The sequence below is a fragment of the Streptomyces sp. NBC_01498 genome, from assembly GCF_036327775.1.
Classification (GTDB): Bacteria; Actinomycetota; Actinomycetes; order Streptomycetales; family Streptomycetaceae; genus Streptomyces.
Window position 1 is genome coordinate 1,894,926 of sequence record NZ_CP109598.1, and the last position, 21,920, is coordinate 1,916,845.

20 protein-coding genes and 1 riboswitch are annotated in these 21,920 nt (G+C 68.2%); of the genes, 11 read left to right on the forward strand and 9 right to left on the reverse strand.

The window, feature by feature from the left end; translation table 11 throughout:
• Positions 1-3 precede the first annotated feature (3 nt).
• The 7 genes from OG875_RS07810 to OG875_RS07840 all read right to left on the reverse strand — a co-directional run bounded on the left by OG875_RS07810 (position 4) and on the right by OG875_RS07840 (position 8,363).
• Entirely contained in the window at positions 4-1,086 is a 1,083-nt protein-coding gene (locus OG875_RS07810) for an ABC transporter ATP-binding protein (RefSeq protein WP_443079078.1), read from the reverse strand.
• Positions 1,083-2,093: an ABC transporter permease gene (locus tag OG875_RS07815; protein ID WP_330173487.1), complete on the reverse strand. Its 1,011-nt coding sequence runs from the start codon at positions 2,091-2,093 to the stop codon at positions 1,083-1,085. The genes OG875_RS07810 and OG875_RS07815 overlap by 4 nt, the downstream gene beginning before the upstream one ends.
• Before the next feature lie 107 nt (positions 2,094-2,200).
• A complete protein-coding gene (locus tag OG875_RS07820; RefSeq protein ID WP_330173488.1) occupies positions 2,201-3,964 on the reverse strand; it encodes an ABC transporter substrate-binding protein in 1,764 nt (587 codons plus the stop codon).
• A gap of 83 nt (positions 3,965-4,047) precedes the next feature.
• Positions 4,048-5,046, reverse strand: a complete 999-nt coding sequence (locus tag OG875_RS07825) for an ABC transporter permease (protein ID WP_330173489.1) — start codon at positions 5,044-5,046, stop codon at positions 4,048-4,050.
• A 402-nt stretch (positions 5,047-5,448) separates the two neighbouring features.
• Positions 5,449-6,243, reverse strand: coding sequence for an enhanced serine sensitivity protein SseB C-terminal domain-containing protein (locus OG875_RS07830; protein WP_330173490.1), 795 nt, complete (start codon positions 6,241-6,243; stop codon positions 5,449-5,451).
• 129 nt (positions 6,244-6,372) lie between these two features.
• A complete protein-coding gene (locus OG875_RS07835) occupies positions 6,373-7,122 on the reverse strand; it encodes an enhanced serine sensitivity protein SseB (RefSeq protein WP_330173491.1) in 750 nt (249 codons plus the stop codon).
• A 566-nt stretch (positions 7,123-7,688) separates the two neighbouring features.
• Positions 7,689-8,363: an AAA family ATPase gene (locus OG875_RS07840; RefSeq protein WP_330173492.1), complete on the reverse strand. Its 675-nt coding sequence runs from the start codon at positions 8,361-8,363 to the stop codon at positions 7,689-7,691.
• A gap of 158 nt (positions 8,364-8,521) precedes the next feature.
• Positions 8,522-8,619: riboswitch (glycine riboswitch) on the forward strand.
• Positions 8,620-8,792: 173 nt separating this feature from the next.
• Between OG875_RS07840 and gcvT the strand changes: the two genes are divergently transcribed.
• From gcvT to OG875_RS07865, 5 genes are all read left to right on the forward strand, one after another.
• Complete coding sequence (gene gcvT / locus OG875_RS07845; RefSeq protein ID WP_330173493.1) at positions 8,793-9,956, forward strand: glycine cleavage system aminomethyltransferase GcvT; 1,164 nt, start codon at positions 8,793-8,795, stop codon at positions 9,954-9,956.
• 91 nt (positions 9,957-10,047) lie between these two features.
• The gene (gcvH, locus tag OG875_RS07850) at positions 10,048-10,425 is read left to right on the forward strand and encodes a glycine cleavage system protein GcvH (protein WP_330173494.1); all 378 of its coding nucleotides are present in this window, start codon (positions 10,048-10,050) and stop codon (positions 10,423-10,425) included.
• Between the two features lie 16 nt (positions 10,426-10,441).
• A complete protein-coding gene (glyA, locus tag OG875_RS07855; RefSeq protein WP_330173495.1) occupies positions 10,442-11,710 on the forward strand; it encodes a serine hydroxymethyltransferase in 1,269 nt (422 codons plus the stop codon).
• 138 nt (positions 11,711-11,848) lie between these two features.
• A complete protein-coding gene (locus tag OG875_RS07860) occupies positions 11,849-13,231 on the forward strand; it encodes an L-serine ammonia-lyase (protein WP_330173496.1) in 1,383 nt (460 codons plus the stop codon).
• Positions 13,232-13,509: 278 nt separating this feature from the next.
• Positions 13,510-13,875, forward strand: a complete 366-nt coding sequence (locus OG875_RS07865) for a hypothetical protein (RefSeq protein WP_330173497.1) — start codon at positions 13,510-13,512, stop codon at positions 13,873-13,875.
• Between the two features lie 751 nt (positions 13,876-14,626).
• On the opposite strand, the gene OG875_RS07870 is transcribed toward OG875_RS07865, so the two are convergent.
• Entirely contained in the window at positions 14,627-14,971 is a 345-nt protein-coding gene (locus tag OG875_RS07870) for a restriction endonuclease (RefSeq protein WP_330173498.1), read from the reverse strand.
• A gap of 1,269 nt (positions 14,972-16,240) precedes the next feature.
• On the opposite strand from OG875_RS07870, the gene OG875_RS07875 reads away from it, so the two are divergent.
• The 4 genes from OG875_RS07875 to OG875_RS07895 all read left to right on the forward strand — a co-directional run bounded on the left by OG875_RS07875 (position 16,241) and on the right by OG875_RS07895 (position 20,263).
• Positions 16,241-17,071, forward strand: coding sequence for a glycoside hydrolase domain-containing protein (locus OG875_RS07875; protein WP_330173499.1), 831 nt, complete (start codon positions 16,241-16,243; stop codon positions 17,069-17,071).
• Between the two features lie 1,004 nt (positions 17,072-18,075).
• Complete coding sequence (locus OG875_RS07885; protein WP_330173500.1) at positions 18,076-18,288, forward strand: hypothetical protein; 213 nt, start codon at positions 18,076-18,078, stop codon at positions 18,286-18,288.
• A gap of 89 nt (positions 18,289-18,377) precedes the next feature.
• Positions 18,378-18,707: an esterase gene (locus OG875_RS07890; RefSeq protein ID WP_330173501.1), complete on the forward strand. Its 330-nt coding sequence runs from the start codon at positions 18,378-18,380 to the stop codon at positions 18,705-18,707.
• A 347-nt stretch (positions 18,708-19,054) separates the two neighbouring features.
• On the forward strand, positions 19,055-20,263 hold the full coding sequence (locus OG875_RS07895; RefSeq protein ID WP_330177647.1) for an IS110 family transposase: 1,209 nt from the start codon (positions 19,055-19,057) through the stop codon (positions 20,261-20,263).
• A 128-nt stretch (positions 20,264-20,391) separates the two neighbouring features.
• Here OG875_RS07895 and OG875_RS07900 read toward each other — a convergent pair whose 3' ends face one another.
• Positions 20,392-20,784 carry a hypothetical protein gene (locus OG875_RS07900; RefSeq protein WP_330173502.1) on the reverse strand — a complete coding sequence of 131 codons (393 nt, stop codon included), beginning with the start codon at positions 20,782-20,784 and terminating at the stop codon, positions 20,392-20,394.
• 108 nt (positions 20,785-20,892) lie between these two features.
• Here OG875_RS07900 and OG875_RS07905 point away from each other — a divergent pair, with 108 nt between their 5' ends.
• Positions 20,893-21,078 (forward strand): hypothetical protein, encoded by a 186-nt coding sequence (locus tag OG875_RS07905; RefSeq protein WP_330173503.1) that lies wholly within the window; start codon positions 20,893-20,895, stop codon positions 21,076-21,078.
• A gap of 313 nt (positions 21,079-21,391) precedes the next feature.
• The gene (locus OG875_RS07910; protein WP_330173504.1) at positions 21,392-21,607 is read left to right on the forward strand and encodes a hypothetical protein; all 216 of its coding nucleotides are present in this window, start codon (positions 21,392-21,394) and stop codon (positions 21,605-21,607) included.
• Positions 21,608-21,920: the final 313 nt, after the last annotated feature.

The following is a 21,920-nucleotide window of genomic DNA, read 5'->3' on the forward strand; positions in this document are numbered from 1 at the left end:
CGCTCACAGCTTCGGCGCAATCTCTTCGGTCCAGATCGTGGTCCGCTCCTCCTGCGACATGTGGCAGGCGGAGTGGTGCCCGGGGCCGACCAGCTTCAGCTCGGGGCGCTCCGTGCGCGTGACGCCGTCCTTGGGCACGTCCGCGTACGGGCAGCGCGGGTTGAAGGCGCAGCCCTGAGGCACGTTGATGAGCGACGGCGGCTGTCCCTTGACGGGGATGAGCCGCTCGGTCTGCTCACGGTCGATGCGGGGCATCGAGCCGAGCAGGCCCCAGGTGTAGGGGTGCTGCGGCTCGTAGAACACCCGCTCCGCCGGGCCGCGTTCGATGGCCCGCCCGCCGTACATGACGAGCAGGTCGTCGGCCATCTCGGCGACGACCCCCAGGTCATGGGTGATCATGATGACGGCGGAGCCGAACTCCTTCTGGAGATCCCTGATGAGGTCGAGGATCTGGGCCTGGACGGTGACGTCCAGGGCGGTGGTCGGCTCGTCGGCGATGAGCAGTTCCGGGTTGTTGACCAGGGCCATGGCGATCATGGCGCGCTGGCGCATACCGCCGGAGAACTCGTGCGGGTAGCTGTCCACCCGCTTCTGCGGCTCGGGGATGCCGACCCGGTCCAGCATCTCGATCGCCCGGGTGCGGGCGGTCTTCTTGGGGACCTTGTGGTGGACGCGGTACGCCTCCACGATCTGCGAGCCGATGCGGTAGTACGGGTGCATCGCGGAGAGCGGGTCCTGGAAGATCATGGCCATCTTCCGGCCGCGCAGCCGCCGTACGTGGTCGGGGTCGGCCCCCACCAGTTCCTCGCCGTCCAGCCAGACCTCGCCGGATATGGCGGCGTTGGCGGAGCGGTGCAGGCCCATCACACCGAGCGAGGTGACCGACTTGCCGGAGCCGGACTCGCCCACGATGCCGAGGGTCTTGCCGGCGTGGACGTCGAAGCTGACGCCGTCGACGGACTTCACCAGACCGTCGTCGGTGTCGAAGTGGATACGCAGGTCGCGTACGGAGAGGAACGGCTCCCCCGGCGCGGACGCCGGACCGGGTACCCGTACGGCCGACTGCTCCTTGGAAACCTGGCTCACGAGTACCTCACCCTGGGGTCGATGGCGGCGTACACCAGGTCCACCAGCAGATTGCAGACGACGATGAAGAAGGCGGCGAAGAGGGTCACGCCCATCACGATCGGCAGGTCGGCGTCCTTCACCGAGGCGATGGCGTACTGGCCCATGCCCTGGAAGGAGAAGACCTGTTCGGTGATGACGGCGCCGCCGAGCAGCAGACCGAAGTCCATGCCGAAGATCGTGACGATGGGCGTCAGCGCGGAGCGCAGTCCGTGCTTGGCGACGACCGTGCTCTCCGGCAGGCCCTTGGCCCGTGCCGTACGGATGTAGTCCTCCCCCATCACTTCCAGCATCCCGGCCCGGGTGAGCCGGGCGTACAGGGCGGAGTAGAGGAAGGCGAGGCTGCACCAGGGGAGGATCAGGTTCCAGGCCCAGTCCGCCGGATTCTCCGTGAACGGGACGTAGTTGATGCCGTCCCACAGGGGCCATTGGACGGTGAACACCGCCAGCGCGAGCATGCCGGTGAAGAAGATCGGCAGCGAGACGCCCGCGAGGGCCGCGGTCATCGCGAGCCGGTCGAAGACCGAGCCCCGCTTGAGCGCGGAGAGGACACCGATGGCGACACCGGAGAGCAGCCAGATCACGGCGGCGCCGACGGCGAGGGAGAACGTGATCGGCACGCGCTCCATCAGCTGGGGCCACACCTCGACGTGCGTCTTGAAGGAGTAGCCGAAGCAGGGGGCGTGGCAGATCGACGGGTCCGGGCCGAAGGTGAACTCGTCGCCGACGAAGATGCCCTTGATGAAGTCGAAGTACTGGGTGTAGAGGGGCTGGTCGAGCCCCAGGTTCGCCTTGACGGCGGCGACGGAGTCGGGGTTGGCGTCCTTACCGACGTACTGGACCGCCAGTTGGTCGATCGTCTGCCCACCGAGCCGTGGGACAAGGAAGAAGATCGCGAAGGTGACTGCGCTGACCACCAGCAACAGCATTACCGCGGCGATCACGCGTCGGATGATGTACGCAGTCACAGCCGATCGGCGCCGGGCCGCCGGCCGGGGGTGACCCGGCCGGCGGACCCGAAGCCTTCACCTGCCTTTCAGGCAATTCGGGGGTTGAAAGGGGCTCTACCGGTGGATCAGGTGGTGGAGCCGATCAGCAGGTAGTCGTACATGCCGAGGTACGCCTGGGTCACGGTGACGTTCGTCGCGTTGTCCGGGCGGTACAGCAGGTTCTTGCGGTAGACCAGCGGCACCACGGAGGCGTTCTCCATGACCAGCTTGTCGACCTCGCCCCACGCCTTGGTACGGGCGGCGGCGTCGGTCTCGGCGATACCGTCCTGGAGGGCCTTGTTGACGCCCGGGTCGTTCAGCTCCATCAGGTTGTTGCCGCCCGAGGGCTTGATGGCGGAGCCGTTGACGATCTGGTCGAGGAAGCCGAAGCCGGTCGGCCAGTCGGCGCCCCACGCCATCATCATCATGCCGAGCTTGTGCTCGTGGACGTAGCTGGGGACACCGGCGAAGTTGCTGAAGTACTTGCCGGACGGGTACTGCTTGATCTCGGCGTTGATGCCGACCTTCTTCAGCGACGCCTGGATGGCGGTGGCCATCTGGACCTCGTCGGGGCGGTCGGAACGGGCCGTCAGGTTGGTCGTGAAGCCGTTCGGCTGACCGCAGTCCGCGAGAGCGGCCTTGGCCTTGGTGACGTCGCCCTTGTTGCCCTCGGTCTGGTACAGGTCGAACTTCTGGTAACCGTTGACCGTCGGCGGGAGCAGCGTGCTCGCCACGTCACCCTTGGTGTCACCACCGAGCGCGGCCTGGACCGACGACTTGTCGAGCGCGTACTGGACGGCCTTGCGGCAGTCCGGGTTGTCGAACGGCTTGACCTTCGTCGACAGCGCCATGTAGGAGGTGGCGCCGGCGTACGAGTTGTCCGTACGCGCCTTCTCCTTCGGGTTCGTCAGGACCTTGGGCTGGGTCTTCGTCTGAAGGCCGGTGCCCGCGGCGTCCACCGTGATGTTGCCGCTCATCAGGTTCTGGTCGACCGTGGTCGGGTTGACCTTGAACTTGATGGTGATCTTGTCGGCGAGCGCCGGGCGGATCGGGTCGGTGGCCTTGTCCCAGTGCGGGTTGCGCACGAGGGTCGCGCCGCGGCCCTCCTCGTAGGACTCGAACTTGTACGGGCCCGACGACGCCATCTGCTGGACGTACGCGGCGCCCTTGTCCTTCGCCTGCGGCACGGGGGCCGTCTGCGAGAAGGAGGCCAGGTAGTCCATGTCCGCGAACGGCTTGTTGAGCTTGAAGACGATGGTCTGGTCGTCCGGGGTCTCGATGGACTTCAGGCCCTCGGGGGCCTTGTCCTTGTAGGGACCCTTGTACGCCTCGCCGCCCTCCAGGTACGCCTTGAAGTAGGTCGGACCGTTCGAGAGGGCCTCGGGCGCGAAGTTGCTGCGCTCGATGGCGTACTTGACGTCCTTGGACGTGACCGGGCTGCCGTCGTCGAACTTGACGCCCGTACGGAGCTTGTACGTCCAGGTCTTGGCGTCCGCGCTCGGCTCGCCCAGCGACTCGGCGAGGTCGGGAACGACCTCCAGGCCCGCCTCGCCGGCGGCCGGCTTGAAGGTGGTGAGCGTGCGGCCGTACAGCCGGGAGAAGTTCTGCACCCAGCCGTAGTACGTGTTGCCCGGGTCCAGGGAGTCCGGCACGTCCGAGTGTTCGAAGGTGACGGTGCCCCCCTTCTTGTCCGACGTGTTGACGATCGACGTCAGACCGGCGTCGGCGGCTGCCGAACCACCCTTGCTGTCGTTGTTCTCGTCCTTGCTGTCCGAGCCGCCGCAAGCCGACGCGCTGAGCGCCAGCACGATGGCTGTCGCCAGGACAGCTGTCGCTTTCTTGGTCTTCATCCTGAGGAAAGCCCCTCTATATCAATGGATACGGCACGGAGCTGAAGGTCGGCCGCTGTGGATGGTGCTGGTGGTACGGGGGGTTACTTGCTGCGGGGATCGAGTGCGTCACGCAGCCCGTCGCCCAGCAGGTTGAAGGCCAGCACGGTGATGAAGATCGCCATGCCGGGCACGAGCATGTAGTGCAGGTCGACCGTGTAGAGGTCGGCGGCGGTGGTGAGCATGCCGCCCCAGGACGCCTGCGGCGGGGCGATGCCCACGCCGAGGAAGCTCAGACCGGCCTCGAAGAGGATGTTGGTGGGGATCAGCAGCGTCGAGTAGACGAGGATCGGCGCCACGAGGTTCGGCAGGAGCTCCCGGAAGAGGATGAAAGGTCCCCTCGCTCCCAGGCTCCGCGACGCGTCGACGAACTCGCGCTTGCGCAGGCTCATGGTCTGGGCCCGCACGATCCGGCCCATGTAGGGCCAGTTGAAGAAGCCGATCACGAAGATCAGCACCCCGATCCGCAGGGGCAGCCCGCTCAGCCCGAACGCGCCGTCCTGGAGTGCCGCGGAGATGGAGATCGCGAAGAGCAGCAGCGGGAAGGCGAGGAAGGTGTCCATCAGCCGGCTCACGAAGGCGTCGACCCAGCCGCCGTAGAAACCGGCGACGACGCCGAGGACCACGCCGATGACCACGGAGAGAAGCGTCGCTCCGGCGGCGACGAGCAGCGAGACCCAGGAGCCCTCGATGATCCGGGCGAGCAGGTCACGGCCGAGACCGGGCTCCACGCCGAGGGGGTGGTCCCAGCTCATCCCGCCCCAGGCGCCCTTGGGGGCGAGGAGCTGCGGATCGACGAGGTCCTGGTGCAGTTCGTTGGGGTCGAGACCGAAGATGTCCTGGATGGGCTTGGCCAGGATCGCCAGCAGGACCAGCAGGATGACAACGATGCCGCCCGCCACGGCGACCTTGTCGCGCTTGAAGCGCGTCCAGGCTATTCGGCCGAGTGAGCGGCCTTCGATCTGGCTCTGCTTGGCGCCCGTGAGCACTGCCTCCGGCTGCACTTCGGCAGCCGACTTGGTGGTCTCGATCGGTGCGGTCACAACGTCTTCGACCCCTCCTGGCCGGCGGTGGCCGGCCCCGTACCAGCCGTGGTCACGGCCTGTCTCGCATCAGTTGGCGCACACATCGGTGCCGGTGTTCGCGGAAGCGTCCGTCAGGGGCTTCCCGTGGAGCGATGCTGTGCCGCTCGCACAGGGGACCGATGGTCCCCGCTGCCGGGAGTCTTCATTGCGTTAGTGATCACCCGCCAGGGGGTAAAGGGAATGTTTGCCCAAACGTGATGGAGTCAGACAGCTACCGTTATCCGGACGTTGTCGACTGCTGAGCGGAAGCACGGGGCGGATTTGGCCATGTTTGGCCGTCACTCTCGGTATCCACCGACCGGTCGGGCCGGCTCGCCCCGGCAGCGGCCTTCTCCGGCGCTCTCCGGCGCGCGGGCGGGGTCAGTAGGCCGGCGGAGCGGTCGGCGGGTAGCCGTAACCGGACGCGGGCGACGGGGCCCCGTGGGCCTCCCGGTCGTAGAACGGCCGGGTGTTCGCCCGCAGCCACATCGTGACCGGGTCGTACTCGTCGGACATCGCGACGGTCGAGACCGGCAGGCCCTCGGGGACCGCGCCGATCGACTGCTGCATCATCGCGCGGACGGCGTCGACCGAGCCCGGACTGGTGTCGTACAGATCCAGACCGATGGCGAGGTACGGCGCGCCCAGCGCGGGATGGACCCAGGCACGGCGCAGCGACCGCACGGCGTGGGTGCGGTGCGCGTTCTGCGTGAGCAGGGCGTAGAACTGCGGGATCTCGACGGCCGGTTCGGACAGCCGCAGCGGTCCGGCGGGCATCCGGTCGAGGCCGGTGGCGATGCGGCGCAGGTCGGTCCAGGGGATGCCGACGCCGCCGCCCGCCGCGTGCGGGTTCAGCCAGATCCCCCAGCGTTCGGGGTAGAGGGCGCGGGCGACGTCGAGGCCGGTGACGACCTCGTGCGCGCGGTTCCAGCCACTGACGGACAGCTCCTGGGCGGAGGTGACGCAGGGCGCGTAGCCGAGACCGTCGACCTCCATGTTCCCGTACTGCGCGTCGGGGGAGCCCGGCCGGCCGTGCCAGAGCAGCATCCACACCTGGCCCGACGGGCCGTCGGCGAGTGCCTGGAGCAGTGCCTCGTAGGCGTCGAAGCGCCCTGGCGTCACCTGGCGCAGCATGTGCTCGACCTGCCCCGTCGCCGCGGTGCCTGACGCGCTCACTCTTGGTCCCGCCCCTCGTCGTCCACCATTCGGACCGGCCTCCCCGCTTCAGGCCCGTACCGGTCCGGCCATCAAACCAGCTTAGTCCGGCGGGTCATGGCCGGTTCCGGAGCCGGTTTCGACGGCGTGTCACCCCGGCGGAACGGCCGTCCGCTGGTAGAAGGGCCGCACCCGCTCCAGCATCCAGGTGGCGACCGGGTCCGTCACGGCGTCCAGCAGGACGAGATTGACCGGCCAGCCCGCCCGGACCCGGCCGAGCGCCCGGCCGAGCGCGTCCATGGGCGCGCCGCTCCCGGCGCCCTCCCAGGAGGAGACCTGGACGCCGACGAAGAGTACGGGGGGCTCGCCCTCGATGCTGGCGAGAGCGCGGCGGGCGGTGAGAACGACACCGGCCGCCTCGAACTCCTCGGCCGCCGCCGTCAGGAAGTCCACGGGGTCCTGCTGCCAGTCGGGCTCGAAGAGCCGTACCCGGCCGCCGTTCGCGGGCCCGTCGAGCGGCGTACGGCCCACCCGGCACAGCTCGGCGACGGCGGGCGGCGGCAGCGGGGCGCCGACGGCACCGCCGGGGTTCACGGCGATGCCGAGCTGCGGCGGCAGCCCGCGCGCGAACTCGCGGGCCGGGGCGACGGTGAAGGACATATGGGCCCCGACGCACTGGAGGAACTGCTGCTCGGAGCTGAAGACGGGGACATAGGGGGCGCCCTCGATCTCCAGGGTGGGCAGATCGAGGCTCCGGCTGTCGGGCCCGCCGCCGTTGGGCAGGGGCACCCAGATCTGGCTGCGCCCGAGCACCTCGACCAGCCGCCCGCCGGCCCCGCCGACCCCGACCGAGGCGGCGAGCACCTCCTCCAGCTCGTTGCCCGGCCATGCTGTGTTCACTGACTCTCCCGTATCGCGCACACGTTCGCGCAGAACCCTAGCGCCACGGGGGCGCTGCCGCAGTGGCCGAGGGGGTGCGGGTGCGGGGCGGCCGGTACGGGGCCGACCCGGCCGGCCCGGTCCGGACCCCCGGCGGGGGCCGGTTCGGGGGCTGCCGCTGCGGGCCGGTGCCGTGATCCGTCCGCCGGCGGCCGACCAGGTCGCCGTCCCGCATGCAGGCGGGACCAGCTGCCGCTGCCGCCCGGACGACGAGCCGTCCGGGCGGCGTCCGCGCCGCACCCGCCGGACGCGGGGGCACGATCCGCCGGGAGCGCCCGGCGTGCGACGGGGGCGACGCGCCAGCGGCCGACAGGCGGGACCAGTTGCCGGTGTGCCGTCCGGACGGCGTCCGCATCGCTCCCGCCGGACGCAGCGGCGCAGTCCGCCGGGGCGCCCGGCGCACGACGCCGGCGACGCGCCGCCGAGATCCGACCGCGCCGGCCACCGGCGGATCCGTCGTCCGTCACGCGTGCGGGCGGGACGTAGCTGCCGCTGCCGCCGTGGACGACGAAGCCGCCCCTCGCGCGTCAGTTCCCCGGGAAGTCGATCCCCGTCAGGGTGCCCGCCGAGGTGCGGTCCAGGAGGATCGCGGAGGTGCAGCCGCGTGGGAGGCGGTCCGATTCCGCGTGGGTGACCAGGTGGGAGATCGCGCGGCGGTGGCGGGCGAAGGCGTAACCGGAGACTCCCCGGCCCCGTTCGCGCTGGCCCGCGCGGGCCGTCGTCGGGGGCACGTCCAGCAGCAGCAGGTGCAGCCGTCTGCCGCGCCGCCGTGCCTCGCGCGCCAGCCAGCGCCGTACCCACGCCTGGGTGCCGCAGTCGTGCACCACCACGCTCGCGCCGGAGCGCAGCGCGCGCCGCAGCCCGGCGTAGTGCGCGAGGCGTACGAGCGGCCGGTAGACGGCGTACGGCAGTCGCGCCGGCAGCCGCCGCGCCCAGCGGTCGCGGGTGTCCTGCGAGTCGATGCCCCGTCCGGCCGCGGTCCGGCCGATCAGCGTCGACTTCCCGCTGCCCGGCAGTCCGGAGACGACGACCAGGTCGCCCTCGGCGAACGTCAGGCGCCGGGGCCCCCGCCGCCCCCGTTCACGGAGGTCCCTGATGACCGGCACCACCAGCGCCGGCGCCCTGCGGGGGACCACCGCCGACTGGGCCGGCACCCCCGCCGTCGTCGCGAACGCGCCTGCACGGGACCGCTGCAACGTCATCGCCCCTCCCCCTGTCGGGTCCATCGCCGTGGCCGATGAACCCTTCCCCTGAAGTGTAAAGAACTGGTAATGCGGTACCAAGCGTTTTCCGGGCGCCCTCCCTCCCCCCGGCCGCCGTCGCGTGCGATGATGTGCGCGCCAACTCCATACCGGCCGTTCGAATCCGCGCGGGAGAGTCCTGGTCACCGTGGGTGCCGGGCGCCGAAGGAGCAAGTTCCTCCCTTGAATCTCTCAGGCCCAGTACCGCGCGGACGAGGCAGATCTGAAAAGCGAACCGCCGCCGGGGCGGTTCCACCCAAGGTGCAAGTCATGACCTCCGTACCCGTGCGTGTACGTGCGTGCGTGTCCGTCCGGTCGTGATGAACCTCTCAGGTTCCGATGACAGATGGGGAGGATTGTCCTCTCTGTCATGCCCTGGGAGCCACACCTATGAGCAATTCGTCTCACACCCCCGCCCCCGAAGCGGCCGGTCCCGACGCCCCGCGCCTCACCGCGCTCGACGCCGTGCACCGCTCGCTGGGCGCCACGATGACCGACTTCGCCGGCTGGGACATGCCGCTGCGGTACGCCAGTGAGCGCGAGGAGCACCTCGCCGTCCGTACGAAGGCCGGGCTGTTCGACCTCTCCCACATGGGCGAGATCACCGTCACCGGCACCCAGGCCGCCGAGGCCCTGGACTACGCGCTGGTCGGCAACATCGGCACCCTCGCCGTGGGCCGCGCCCGCTACACCATGATCTGCCAGGAGGACGGCGGCATCCTGGACGACCTGATCGTGTACCGGCTGGACGCGAGCGAGTCCCCCGAGTTCCTGGTCGTCGCGAACGCCTCCAACGCGCAGGTGGTGCTGGACGAGCTGACCGGCCGCGCCGCCGACTTCGACGTGGTGGTGCGGGACGACCGTGACGCGTACGCGCTGCTCGCGATCCAGGGCCCCGAGTCGGCCGGTGTCCTCTCCTCGCTCACCGACGCCGATCTGGACGGGCTCAAGTACTACGCCGGGCTGCCCGGTGTCGTCGCCGGGGTGCCCGCGCTGATCGCCCGTACCGGCTACACGGGTGAGGACGGCTTCGAGCTGTTCGTGGAGCCCCGGTACGCGGAAGGGCTGTGGCAGGCCCTGATGACCGCGGGGGAGCCCGTCGGGCTCGTGCCGGCCGGGCTGTCGTGCCGCGACACCCTGCGGACGGAGGCCGGGATGCCGCTGTACGGGCAGGAGCTGACGACCGGTCTCACGCCCTTCGACGCGGGTCTGGGCCGGGTCGTGAAGTTCGAGAAGGAGGGCTACTTCGTGGGCCGTACGGCGCTGGAGGCCGCCGCCGAGCGCGCCGCGACCGCGCCCCCGCGCACGCTCGTCGGCCTGGTGGCCCGGGGCCGCCGGGTGCCGCGCTCCGGCTACCCGGTCGTGTCCGGCGGTCAGGTGGTGGGCCATGTCACCTCGGGCACGCCGTCACCGACACTGGGCCTCCCGATCGCCATGGCGTACGTGGAGGCCCCGTACGCGGCGGCGGGCACGGCCGGTGTCGGGGTGGACATCCGGGGCACGGTCGAGCCGTACGACGTCGTCGCCCTGCCCTTCTACAAGCGCCGGAAGTAACCGCCCGGGAGCCGTGGGCCGCCGTGCCCGCGTCTCACTCCGCAAGACATGTGTTCACCACCACTCCCCCGCGTACAGGAGAATTCACGACATGAGCAACCCCCAGCAGCTGCGCTACAGCAAGGAGCACGAGTGGCTGTCGACCGCCGAGGACGGCGTGTCGACGGTCGGCATCACGGAGTTCGCGGCGACCGCCCTCGGCGACGTCGTGTACGCCCAGCTCCCGGCGGTCGGCGACACGGTGACCGCGGGCGAGACCTGCGGTGAGCTGGAGTCGACCAAGTCGGTCAGCGACCTGTACTCCCCGGTGTCGGGAGAGGTCACCGAGGCGAACCAGGACGTCGTGGACGACCCCTCGCTGGTGAACAGCGCACCCTTCGAGGGCGGCTGGCTGTTCAAGGTGCGTGTCACGGAGGAGCCGAAGGACCTGCTCTCCGCCGACGAGTACACCGAATTCTCCGGCAACTGAGACCCCAGGGACTGTGATGTCTTCGAAGTCGCTCCTCAACTCCTCCCTCCACGAGCTCGACCCCGACGTCGCCGCCGCCGTCGACGCCGAGCTCCACCGCCAGCAGTCGACGCTCGAAATGATCGCGTCGGAGAACTTCGCCCCGGTCGCCGTCATGGAGGCGCAGGGTTCCGTCCTGACCAACAAGTACGCCGAGGGCTACCCGGGCCGCCGCTACTACGGCGGCTGTGAGCACGTCGACGTCATCGAGACGATCGCGATCGACCGGGTCAAGGCGCTGTTCGGCGCGGAGCACGCCAACGTGCAGCCGCACTCGGGCGCGCAGGCCAACGCGGCGGCGATGTTCGCGCTGCTGAAGCCGGGCGACCGGATCATGGGCCTGAACCTGGCGCACGGCGGGCATCTGACCCACGGCATGAAGATCAACTTCTCCGGCAAGCTGTACGACGTGGTCGCCTACCACGTCGACGAGGAGACCGGTCAGGTCGACATGGCCGAGGTGGAGCGGCTGGCCAAGGAGTCGCGGCCGAAGCTCATCGTGGCCGGCTGGTCGGCGTACCCGCGCCAGCTGGACTTCGCGGCGTTCCGCCGGATCGCCGACGAGGTCGGCGCGTACCTGATGGTCGACATGGCGCACTTCGCCGGTCTGGTCGCCGCGGGCCTGCACCCCAACCCGGTGCCGCACGCCCATGTCGTGACCACGACCACGCACAAGACGCTGGGCGGCCCGCGCGGCGGCGTGATCCTCTCCACCCAGGAGCTGGCCAAGAAGATCAACTCCGCGGTCTTCCCCGGCCAGCAGGGCGGTCCGCTGGAGCACGTCATCGCGGCCAAGGCGGTCTCGTTCAAGGTGGCGGCGGGCGAGGAGTTCAAGGAGCGCCAGCGGCGCACCCTGGACGGCGCCCGTATCCTCGCCGAGCGGCTGGTCCAGGACGACGTGACGGAGGCCGGCGTCTCCGTCCTGTCCGGCGGCACGGACGTGCACCTGGTCCTGGTCGACCTGCGGAACTCCGAGCTGGACGGCCGGCAGGCCGAGGACCGGCTGCACGAGATCGGCATCACGGTCAACCGCAACGCCGTCCCGAACGACCCGCGCCCGCCGATGGTCACCTCCGGCCTGCGGATCGGCACCCCGGCGCTGGCCACCCGGGGCTTCACGACCGAGGACTTCACCGAGGTCGCGGACGTCATCGCGGCGGCCCTGAAGCCGGAGTTCGACCGCGACGCCCTGGCGGCGCGGGTCACCGCGCTCGCGGCGAAGCACCCGCTGTACCCCGGCCTGTAGTCACCACGACCGCGGCCGTGGGGCACCGCGCGCGCCCGACCGGCGTGTGCGGTGCCCCGCACCGTTCCTTCCCTACGTACGGTTCTCTGCACCACCCCGGCAGACAACGGCGTCTACCACCCCCGCAAGGAGTCCTCCGTGGCCATCTCGGTCTTCGACCTGTTCTCGATCGGCATCGGGCCTTCGAGCTCCCACACGGTCGGCCCCATGCGCGCGGCGGCACTCTTCGCGCGGCGGCTGAAGAACGAGGGCGTGATCGCCCACACCGCCTCCGTACGGGCCGAGCTGTACGGCTCGCTCGGCGCCACCGGCCACGGCCACGGGACGCCCAAGGCGGTGCTGCTGGGCCTGGCGGGCGAGTCGCCCCGCACCGTCGACATCGAGTCCGCCGACGCCCGGGTGGACGCCATAAGGGCCGAGGGCCGGATCAGTCTGCTCGGGATGCACGAGATCCCGTTCGACTTCGACGCGGACCTGGTGCTGCACCGGCGCAAGGCGCTGCCGTACCACGCGAACGGCATGACGGTCTCCGCGTACGACGCCGAGGGGCAGGTCCTCCTGGAGAAGACGTACTACTCCGTCGGCGGCGGCTTCGTCGTGGACGAGGACGCCGTGGGCGAGGACCGGATCAAGCTGGACGACACGGTGCTGACGTACCGCTTCCGCAGCGGTGACGAACTGCTGCGGCTGGCCCGGGAGACCGGCCTGTCGATCTCCGGGCTGATGCTGGAGAACGAGAAGGCGTGGCGCACCGAGAGCGAGATCCGGGCCGGGCTGCTGGAGATCTGGGAGGCCATGCGGGCCTGCGTGAACCGGGGCATGACGCGCGAGGGCATCCTGCCCGGCGGCCTCAAGGTCCGCCGCCGCGCGGCCAATTCGGCCCGTCAGCTGCGCGCCGAGGGGAACTCGGCGGCGCACGCGATGGAGTGGATCACCCTCTACGCGATGGCGGTCAACGAGGAGAACGCGGCGGGCGGGCGGGTCGTCACCGCCCCCACCAACGGCGCGGCGGGCATCATCCCGGCCGTGCTGCACTACTACCTGAACTTCGCCGCCGCCGGGCACACGGACGCCGAGAAGGACGACGACATCGTCCGCTTCCTGCTCGCGGCGGGCGCGATCGGCATGCTCTTCAAGGAGAACGCGTCCATCTCGGGCGCCGAGGTCGGCTGCCAGGGCGAGGTCGGCTCGGCCTGCTCGATGGCGGCGGGCGCGCTCGCGGAGGTGCTGGGCGGCAGCCCCGAGCAGGTCGAGAACGCCGCCGAGATCGGCATGGAACACAACCTCGGCCTGACCTGCGACCCGGTCGGCGGCCTCGTACAGATCCCGTGCATCGAGCGCAACGGCATGGCGGCGGTCAAGGCGGTGACGGCGGCGAAGATGGCGCTGCGCGGCGACGGCAGCCACAAGGTGTCCCTGGACAAGGTCATCAAGACGATGAAGGAGACCGGCGCGGACATGTCGGTCAAGTACAAGGAGACCGCCCGGGGCGGGCTCGCGGTGAACATCATCGAGTGCTAGGCGGATGGGCCCTGACCAGTGCGTTTATATCTTTCAGCGCTGTCAGGGCCTTCCCTGCTTGCACGGCGGAAAGTCCCTGGATCGGCCCTGGGACAGACGCGAAAGTCCCTGAAAAGTCCCTGGGCGAACGATCACCGGGCGGATCTGCAGGGTGGTCTCCGGGTCTCCGGCGCCTCGTCCTCCCCGTCCGGGCACGTCAGTCGCCCGGTTCGGGCGAATACAATCTGACGGCCTTAAGGACGGCAGAGTAGCCGTCGGGCCACTGGGGGGTGCGAGCCATGGCAGAAGCGCGGTCAGAAACTGTGAAGAAGATCCACCCCGACGCGTACGGCGCGTTGATCGAGGCGCTTACCACGATCAACTGGAACAAGATTCCTTATCAGGAAGATCTACGTCGCCGACTGCGCGAGCACCCTGAGTTGCTAGTGGTCCTCGACTTCACCGCACCGAAGCGGCAGACCTCGGCTCAGCTCGTCAAAATGCTGATGGATCGCGAAGCGGATTACCGAGAGTTCACCGTTGAGTTGATGACGGACATCTCCAGATTGGATACGTTCCCCAATCTCGTCAGGCAGGTGGACGCCGAAAGTCTATTGGCCCTTGCCCGGGAAGCAGCAGGTCGAGATGCCTTCTTGCACGGGTAACGGCAACGTAGGCGAGACGGGCGTCGTCCGGGGTTCAAACTGGCGTTGATCTCACCGTAGTGGCGGCCGGTCTGTCGAGCGATACCGAGGACCAGACCGTTAAGGATCTTGCTTCGTGGAGGAGGCCCTGAGGGTCGCTTCGAGACCCGCGAGGGCGTGGCGCCGAACAGCTCCATCTGATTGTCGGCTGACTCTTCCGGCTTGCCGGGGTTCGCCCGCGACTTCCTGCCCATCGAGGGCCTTTCTAGATGCAGAAAATCACACGTTAAGGGGACGTGCTATGACTCATGGTTGTTTCACATGGCTCTGGTGTCGGTACTTCCGAATCAGACGGTCTAGACCGTCGTGGCCGAGTAAGCCGCTCGCTCTTGCGAGTCTTGCGGTCAAGGAGACCCGGCTACGGGCACGCATTTTGGGGTAGTGACTACACCCCATCATGATGACTCTTGCCCGTTGCTGATGAGATCTCGTGAAGATGCTCCCGCAGGAGTTGGATCGGTCGCAGCGGGGACTGTGTAAGACCTACAACCCGCCTAGCGCCCTCATGAGACGGCTGTTCGTGATCAGCCGGTGGCCAGTCGGTGGCCGGACGCCTTTGAACAACGTAATGCGAGGCGGCACGGGTCAATCAGTTGCACATACTCTGATCAGGTAAAACGTCGCTCTGCACACCACCAGGCACCACACGGCACGAACACTCACGGTCTTGTAATCCGTAGGTCTCGAATCCTCTTTCACAGGGGACTGGGCGTCAGATGTGCATCTCCGACGCCGGGAAGTAGCAGTCACCCGTACGGTTGGCGTGCAGGAGCTTAGCGCTGATCAGGTCGTCCAAGCGAATCCGAGCCTCAAGCACGCAAAAGAGGTCGTGCCCGTCCATGGTGATGAAGGATGTGCCACGTTTGAAGAGTTCCTTTCCGCCGTTCGAGAAGCCGTTGATGCTCACGAACAGGCCCAGGGCGTTTTTCCTCCTTCGGCGAACCTTGCCGTCGAAATTTGTCATGCGCTCCGCCTCGACTGCGCCGCCCAGCCACTTTGCTTCCACGATGTAGTGATCGGTGTTGTAGTAGATCGCGCCGTCGATCTGCTCGCCCATCAGATTGTAGGCGAGTGTTGGCTCGAGATCGAAGAGGGTGAAAAGCTGGTGTAGGAAAGTTCCGAGTTCTCGCCCGGCCTACTGGCGGGTTTCCATTTGGCTGAGCCGTAGGAACTCTTCCATCAGTTCGTGGAGGACGTCGGCAAAGTCACGCTTACGGCGGCCTTCTTCGATGTGCGGCTAATGCGGCGGAGAATTGCTCCCGCTCCTCGGCCAAGGCGGTGTGAGGGCCCACCCACTTTTTCAAGTTGGCCAGGGCGGTCTTTCGTGGATCGAAACGCACCACGATGGAAAGCCTGCGGTCTCTCGCGCATCGGCGGCAGCCCCGCCGGCCCGCCCCTTCGCGCCTACTGGGTCCCCTGGGACCGACTCGGCGCACCGCCATCCTGATCTCCTCCAAGAGAATGAACCCGAGATTTTCCAGCGGAAACAAGAATTCCAAGTCCGATCTCCCCTTTTCTCCGATGCACGCGTACGCAATGACTCAGACATGTCCGAGTTGCAGAGCAGTACCCGGTACCCCATGCGACGCTCCGCGTAAGAACGCCTCTCTCCGGCGAATGGACGCGTTCCGAGAGAAGTACGGTCTAGATTCGAGATCGCCGACCGAGCCCAGCGCGCAGCGCAGGAGACCCTGGCCGCCTGGGCCGAGGACCACGGCCTACGGCAGAGCGCGTCTGGGTGTTGTCCTCGCTGGCTCCAGCGACGTGTCAGCAGACGCCGCCCCACGACATGTGCACCAATTCGTTCGACCTGGACCATCGTTGGCTGGACCATTCAGTGGCCTGGCTTGTCAACGGCCGACCAGCGGCCCTCACCACAGCTCCGTACAGCGTCCACGCTGACGATGAGAAACGTCTCCGGTGGTGGACAGAAGAGGACTCACGACTTCGAAGCGTCCGCGGAGTAGGTGGTACGGCTTCGGTACAACGCAGATCGTCCTCTGGCGGGCAGACCTCATCGGTACCGTCGTTCCCGCCGATTCGAGCTCGACTCCTTCACCGACCAGCCGCTAAAGTGGGCGACGATTCGCCAGCTCACGGGCCGATGGGATTGCGTATCTCGGGATGGAGGCCGATCCCGGTTTCCTGCGGCGCCTAGCCGTCGCTCGTACGCCGAGAACCCGCAGTCAGCCTGCGTAGTGACGTTCACCGCCAGGGCTCCTGTCAGGGCTTCAACGCCCCCTGGCAGGTTGCTGCGGTTGTGCCGCCTGAGGATAGAGTGAGCGCCATACGGGAATCCGGCATCTGATTTCTATGGGGTGGGGAAATGCCGAAGCATCGGCTGTCCAAAAAGGGCCGCTACATCGCCTTTTCGGTGAGCGGTATCGTCGTCGTGGCCGGCTCCGGGATCGCGGCGCAGACCTCGATGGCCACCACGGCGTGGCCCGCACAGAAGACTTACACCGGGCGAGCTTTCGACGCTTGCACGGCTCCCTCGCTCACCGCGATGAAGGCGTGGAAGAAGGACGCGCACTACGGCGGCGTCGCCGTCTACATCGGCGGTAAGAACCGGGGCTGCGCCCAGCCAAATCTCACCAAGCCCTGGGTGAATTCGGTCAACATCCTCGGTTGGCGGATCATCCCTCTGTATGTCGGCGCACAGCCGCCCTGCCAGAAAAGCCTCAACAAGGAGAGATTCACCGCGGCCACTGCAGCCTCGGTGGGCGCCGCCAATGCCAACGACGCGGTCACCAAGGCGTCGGCGCTCGGCATGAAGGCTGGCAGCGCGATCTACCTCAACATGGAGTCCTACGACATCGCCGACAAGGCATGTAACGACGCCACCCTCGCCTACGTGCGGTCGTTCACCAAGACCCTGCGCGCCAAGACCTACCGCGCGGGCCTCTACGGCTTCAGCAGCTCCAGCGCAAAAGCAATCGCCACCGCCAAGGACCGCACGGACCTGCCAGGCAACCTGTGGTACGCCCTGTGGAACGGCCAGGAGACCACCACCAAGGACTGGCCCTGGGACCCGAAGCTGTACACCAACCACAGCCGCGGCCACCAGTACAAGGCCAACAGCAAGGAAACTCGCGGCGGCCACACCATCAACGTCGACCGCAACGCCTGGGACGCACCAGTCGCCATCATCGGCTGATCGAATTGTCACGGGCCGTCCCGCCGCTCCTCGTTACGACGGGGCCCCAGTTGCTACTTCTCAGCTGGCTTTAGCCGATGAGAGACCAGCCTCCGGCAGTTCGCACCGGCCAGCGCAGCCGGGGGTTCGGTAGCCACCGTCGTGTCTGCCGCTGACGCATCCGAGCTCGTCAGCGCTGTTTGCACCGGGACACCAACCACCGAGTGCGAATGCACGTTGTCCCCCTCCCAACCGCGTCTCTCCTCTCATTCCGGAATACGCGTCGGACCCTTTCGATTCCCTCCCTTGTACAGATCGCGGAAGGGGACGCTGGTGGCTGACCTGATGCTGTTTCGGCAGGATGCCGACGGACGGGATGTCGAGTTGTCCGGCTCGACGGTGGCATTGGAGGTGGAGCTGCAGCGGCGGGTGGAGGCCGGTCTGGAGCGGATGCTGGTTATCCGGTTTCTGGCGTCGGAGTACGCGACGGGTCCGTGGCATCGAGGGCGGATCGACACGCTGAGGCTGGACGAGAACGGCGCCCCGGTGGTGATCGAGTTCAAGAAGGGCTCCGACAGCGGGGTGTTGTCGCAGGCGGTCTCGTACCTGTCGTGGCTGGAGTCGGCGCGGCACGAGTTCGAGGCGCTCGTGCGGAAGGTGCTGGGCGCGGAGGCGGCGGAGTCGGTTGGCTGGCGGCGTCGGCGGATGGTGTGCATCGCGGCCGGGTTCTCGCATCATGACCGGGTGGCAGTGCAGTGGCTGCCAGAGCGGGTGGACCTGGTGCGTTACCGGGTCTTCGACGGCGCCCTGTTGAGCCTGCTGCTGGTCGACTCCCTGCCCGGTTCACCGAATGCCGTTCCGGCCCGGCGGAGCCCTGAGCGGCCTACGGCGACACCGGTGGCTGCTGCGCCCCAGCCACGACGACGACGGACCCGCCGTTCTCCAGGAACTCCTCCAGCTCAAAGCAGCCTGACGAAGCCGTCACTGGCTCATCCGTTTCCTCGTCCTGTCCTCGGGGTCCCTCCTTGTCGCACCGCTCGACCGTCGGCTACCTGCTCCAGCAACTCCAGCGGCTCGACGACGCCCTGCCGATCCGCCTCGCCGTCAACCCCGACTTTCCCTTCGCCCACTACGCCGGAGCCGACGTCGTCGTCCGGGACGGCAAGGCGTACAGCGCCGACGACGGCCAGAAGGGCTACCTCCCCACGGAGGTGGCCACCGTGCTCGACTGGGCCTGACCCCTTCCGTTAACTCCCCGGAGGCACCCATCCCTTCACGCCCCCATCCCACGTCCAACTTCCCGCTGCATGACCTGGCCGTACGCCCCATGCCGGACGGCGTACGCGGCGCCCTGGTGCAGCGCGTCTCGGACCGGCCCGACGGTCCGCTCGACGTCACCTGGCTGCCCGCCGGAACACCGAGACTCTCCCTCGGCCGTATCCGTCTCCACTGGGCGCCCGCCTCCCTCGTCGGCTGGGACGTCAACGCCTACCTGGGCCTGACCACCACCGAGGTAGATCTCGCTTCCTGGCCCGCCGCGCCGGACTACTGGCCGCATCTCGTACGCCCGACCCTCCACGAGGTGACCGGCCTATGTGCCGCTCTGACGGTCGCAACCGCCGCGCTCAAGCTCTCGAACCACCTCGCCAAGCTCTGAGCACGACAGAAGGCCGCCCCGGCCGGGGCGGCCTTGTCGTACGCCCACCCGCATGTCGTGTAGGACCATCCAGACGAGGCTTCGCCTGCACGCAGCCGGCGACCGCCGGCGCCCCCCCCCATTACCTTTTTGGTGGTCCCGCAACGGGGCTACCGGCCTCCGGGCCCGGCATGACTTCCCCCCTTGTTAACCATGATCCGGGGGGTGGTGTCACCGAGCCCGGAGGCACTGACTGACCGCTGATTAGGGGCATGACCACCGGCCTGTTCGCAGGTCGGGAGGCTCTTCGTAATGTGGATGTGGCGATCGGTGCCGTGGGCGAGGCCGGGCAGAAGCACGACCGGAGGATGCACGTGATCGAGACCGGCGACATCGACGTCTATCTCGGCCTGGACGTCGGCAAGGGCGAACACCACGCCACCGCCGTCACCCCGGCCGGGAAGAAGGCGTTCGACAGACGCCTGCCCAACACCGAGCCCAAGCTCCGCGAGCTGTTCGCGAAACTCCAGGCCAAGCACGGAACGGTGCTGGTCGTGGTCGACCAGCCGGCCTCGATCGGAGCCCTGCCGCTGGCGGTTGCGAGGGACATGGGCTGCCCCGTCGCCTACCTGCCCGGCCTGACGATGCGGCGGATCGCCGACCTCTACCCCGGCGAGGCCAAGACCGACGCGAGGGACGCGTTCATCATCGCCGACGCCGCCCGCGCGATGCCTCACACCCTGCGCTCGGTCGACCTCGAAGACGAGACGATCGCCGAGCTGGAGATGATCGTCGGATTCGACGACGACCTGACGGGCGAGGCAACCCGGGTCGCGAACCGGCTCCACGGCCTGCTGACCCAGATCCACCCGTCCCTGGAACGGGTCCTGGGGCCGCGGTTGCAGCACCCGGCCGTCCTGGCCCTGCTGGAACGGTTCGGGTCACCGGCCCAGATCCGCAAGGCAGGCCGGCGCCGGCTGGTCACGCTGCTGCGGCCGAAGGCACCGCGCATGGCCGAGCGACTGGCCGAGGACATATTCACCGCGCTGGACGAGCAGACCGTGGTGGTGCCCGGCACCGAGGCGGCCGCACTGATCGTCCCGAGCCTGGCCGCCTCGCTCACCGCAGTCCTCGACCAGCGCAAGCTCCTGGCCGGGCGGATCGAGGAACTGCTGGAGGCCCACCCTCTCTCCCAGGTCCTGATCTCGATGCCGGGCGTCGGAATCAGGACCGGAGCAAGGATCCTCATCGAGGTGGGCGACGGCAGCAGTTTTCCTTCCGCCGCCCACCTCGCCGCCTACGCCGGGCTCGCCCCGGCGACCCGCAACTCCGGCTCGTCGATCCGAGGCGAACAGCCCTCCCGGAGAGGGAACAAACAGCTCAAACGAGCCTTCTTCCTCTCCGCGTTCGCCGCCCTCGGCGACCCGGCCTCCCGGGCCTACTACGACAAGAAAATCGCCCAGGGCAAGCACCACACCCAGGCCCTGCTCTGCCTCGCCCGACGCCGGGCCGATGTCCTCTTCGCCATGCTCCGCGACGGCACCTTCTACGAACCCCAACCCACCCGATCAGCTTGACCAAACCCATAGGGGCACCCCCCCCGCCGACTTCGACGGTCAGCGCCGAACACGATCACGGACGACGGCGGGGTGCGTGTCGCGGGAAGACAGACCGTGCCCCCGGGCTCTCGTGATCTGGCGACGGTTCAAGCACCGAGGTATGTGGTGCCACCGGCGATAAGTACGCCGATGAGCAGCGAAAAGGTCCCCGGCGCGTACTTCGCGGCGCTCGTGGCGCCCTTCTCGTCCTTCAGGAAGAACATAATGAGGGATCGGCTGGTCATGCCGAAAAGGAGCGGAATCAGCAGTGTCTTGACTTCGTCGAGGTCTGCAACGGGATGCCTCCCTGTCACCAACTCGCCTATGAGACATCCCAGGACCGATCCCACGAAGACAGTGAGCGGGAGTTCGAACCCCAGGGTCTTTCTCGCTCGGGGGTCCCGTCTGGTCCGGAGTTTCAGAAAGCAGTAGGTCGCGAGAGTGACCGTCGCGACGACCAGCGACATGACGGCTGCTGCCTTCCATGCATCGATAAGCATAAGTCTCCTCGGAGCCGCCCCGGAGACTCCGTCGGAGTCTCCGGGGCGGCTGGGTGCTGCTAGAGGACTGCCCCGCAGTCTTCTTGGACGGAAGAAATTCCCATGAAAGTGGCTATGGCCCTGCCAAGGACACCCGCCACCTTCTTCCAGTTACGCTTGGGCTTGTTTCGAAAAGCTCTGAGCAACCGGTACGTTCGTTTGATTCCAGCCTTCCGGATCACCTTCACGGCTTTCCTGATCTTCAGCGCCCATCCCCATGTGGTAAATCCGATGATGACGCCGAAGATGGCGTAGCTCCAGGAGTGCTACCGGTTCGCCGTGGACCTGGGACTGGGGCTCGGTCTGCGCCAGGGCGAGGCGTTCGGGCCGACAGAGAGGACTTCGACTTCAAGAACATGGTCGTGCACATCCGGCGTCAGCTCCGGTGGGACGCGAGGGGCCGTCCCTACTTCTGTCTGCCCAAGGGAGGCAAGACGCGGGAGGTGCCGCTCTCCCCCAACCTGGCGGCGCGCGCGCTCGCGCACTTCCGCCTTTTCCCTTCGATCGCTTGCACCCTCCCCCTGGCGGAATCCGGAGGTGCCGACCAACGCTCTGGAAGAGCGGCTTCATGCCCGGGGCTGGGCAGCGCGGTCTGGCGGCCATGGACTCCTGGTTCACCAACACCGGGCGTAAAGTCCCTGAGAAGTCCCTGCTGGCCGAGTTGGTCACCAATATCGCCCTGAAACCGCAGCTCAGGAGCCTGATCAGCACGGCGGACACCGTGAAGGTCAAGTACAAGGAGACGGCCCGGGGCGGGCTCGCGGTGAACATCATCGAGTGTTGAGGGGATCCCGGGTGGACGCCACCGGGGCGGGGGCGGCGCCTCCGGTGATCGACGCCTCCGGCGGGCGGGCGGAGGATGCCGTCGTCACCGCCGCTCTCCCGCGGCCCACCACCTGCGTAGGCTCCGCCGGACCGGCGGACACCGGCGTCCGTCCGGCGCCCCCTCGTACCCACCGCGACGGGTGCGGCTGACAACGGTCGTCATGGCGTGATTGTCCGGCGGCTCTCGGTGAGGCGGTGCCAGGTGAGGGCGTTGCCGTGGGCGTGCCGGACCATCCGCCGGGGACGCGGGCCGACGGGCTGCCGGAGGCGTT

What these genes read in the sequence shown, in the direction of transcription:
- OG875_RS07900 (WP_330173502.1), bottom strand. Translation starts at nt 20,784, where the DNA reads ATGCTTATCGATGCATGGAAGGCAGCAGCCGTCATGTCGCTGGTCGTC.
- glyA (WP_330173495.1), top strand. Translation starts at nt 10,442, where the DNA reads ATGTCTTCGAAGTCGCTCCTCAACTCCTCCCTCCACGAGCTCGACCCC.
- OG875_RS07870 (WP_330173498.1), bottom strand. Translation starts at nt 14,971, where the DNA reads ATGGGCGAGCAGATCGACGGCGCGATCTACTACAACACCGATCACTAC.
- gcvH (WP_330173494.1), top strand. Translation starts at nt 10,048, where the DNA reads ATGAGCAACCCCCAGCAGCTGCGCTACAGCAAGGAGCACGAGTGGCTG.
- OG875_RS07890 (WP_330173501.1), top strand. Translation starts at nt 18,378, where the DNA reads ATGCCGGACGGCGTACGCGGCGCCCTGGTGCAGCGCGTCTCGGACCGG.
- OG875_RS07840 (WP_330173492.1), bottom strand. Translation starts at nt 8,363, where the DNA reads ATGACGTTGCAGCGGTCCCGTGCAGGCGCGTTCGCGACGACGGCGGGG.
- OG875_RS07910 (WP_330173504.1), top strand. Translation starts at nt 21,392, where the DNA reads ATGCCCGGGGCTGGGCAGCGCGGTCTGGCGGCCATGGACTCCTGGTTC.
- gcvT (WP_330173493.1), top strand. Translation starts at nt 8,793, where the DNA reads ATGAGCAATTCGTCTCACACCCCCGCCCCCGAAGCGGCCGGTCCCGAC.
- OG875_RS07875 (WP_330173499.1), top strand. Translation starts at nt 16,241, where the DNA reads ATGCCGAAGCATCGGCTGTCCAAAAAGGGCCGCTACATCGCCTTTTCG.
- OG875_RS07895 (WP_330177647.1), top strand. Translation starts at nt 19,055, where the DNA reads ATGCACGTGATCGAGACCGGCGACATCGACGTCTATCTCGGCCTGGAC.
- OG875_RS07865 (WP_330173497.1), top strand. Translation starts at nt 13,510, where the DNA reads ATGGCAGAAGCGCGGTCAGAAACTGTGAAGAAGATCCACCCCGACGCG.
- OG875_RS07820 (WP_330173488.1), bottom strand. Translation starts at nt 3,964, where the DNA reads ATGAAGACCAAGAAAGCGACAGCTGTCCTGGCGACAGCCATCGTGCTG.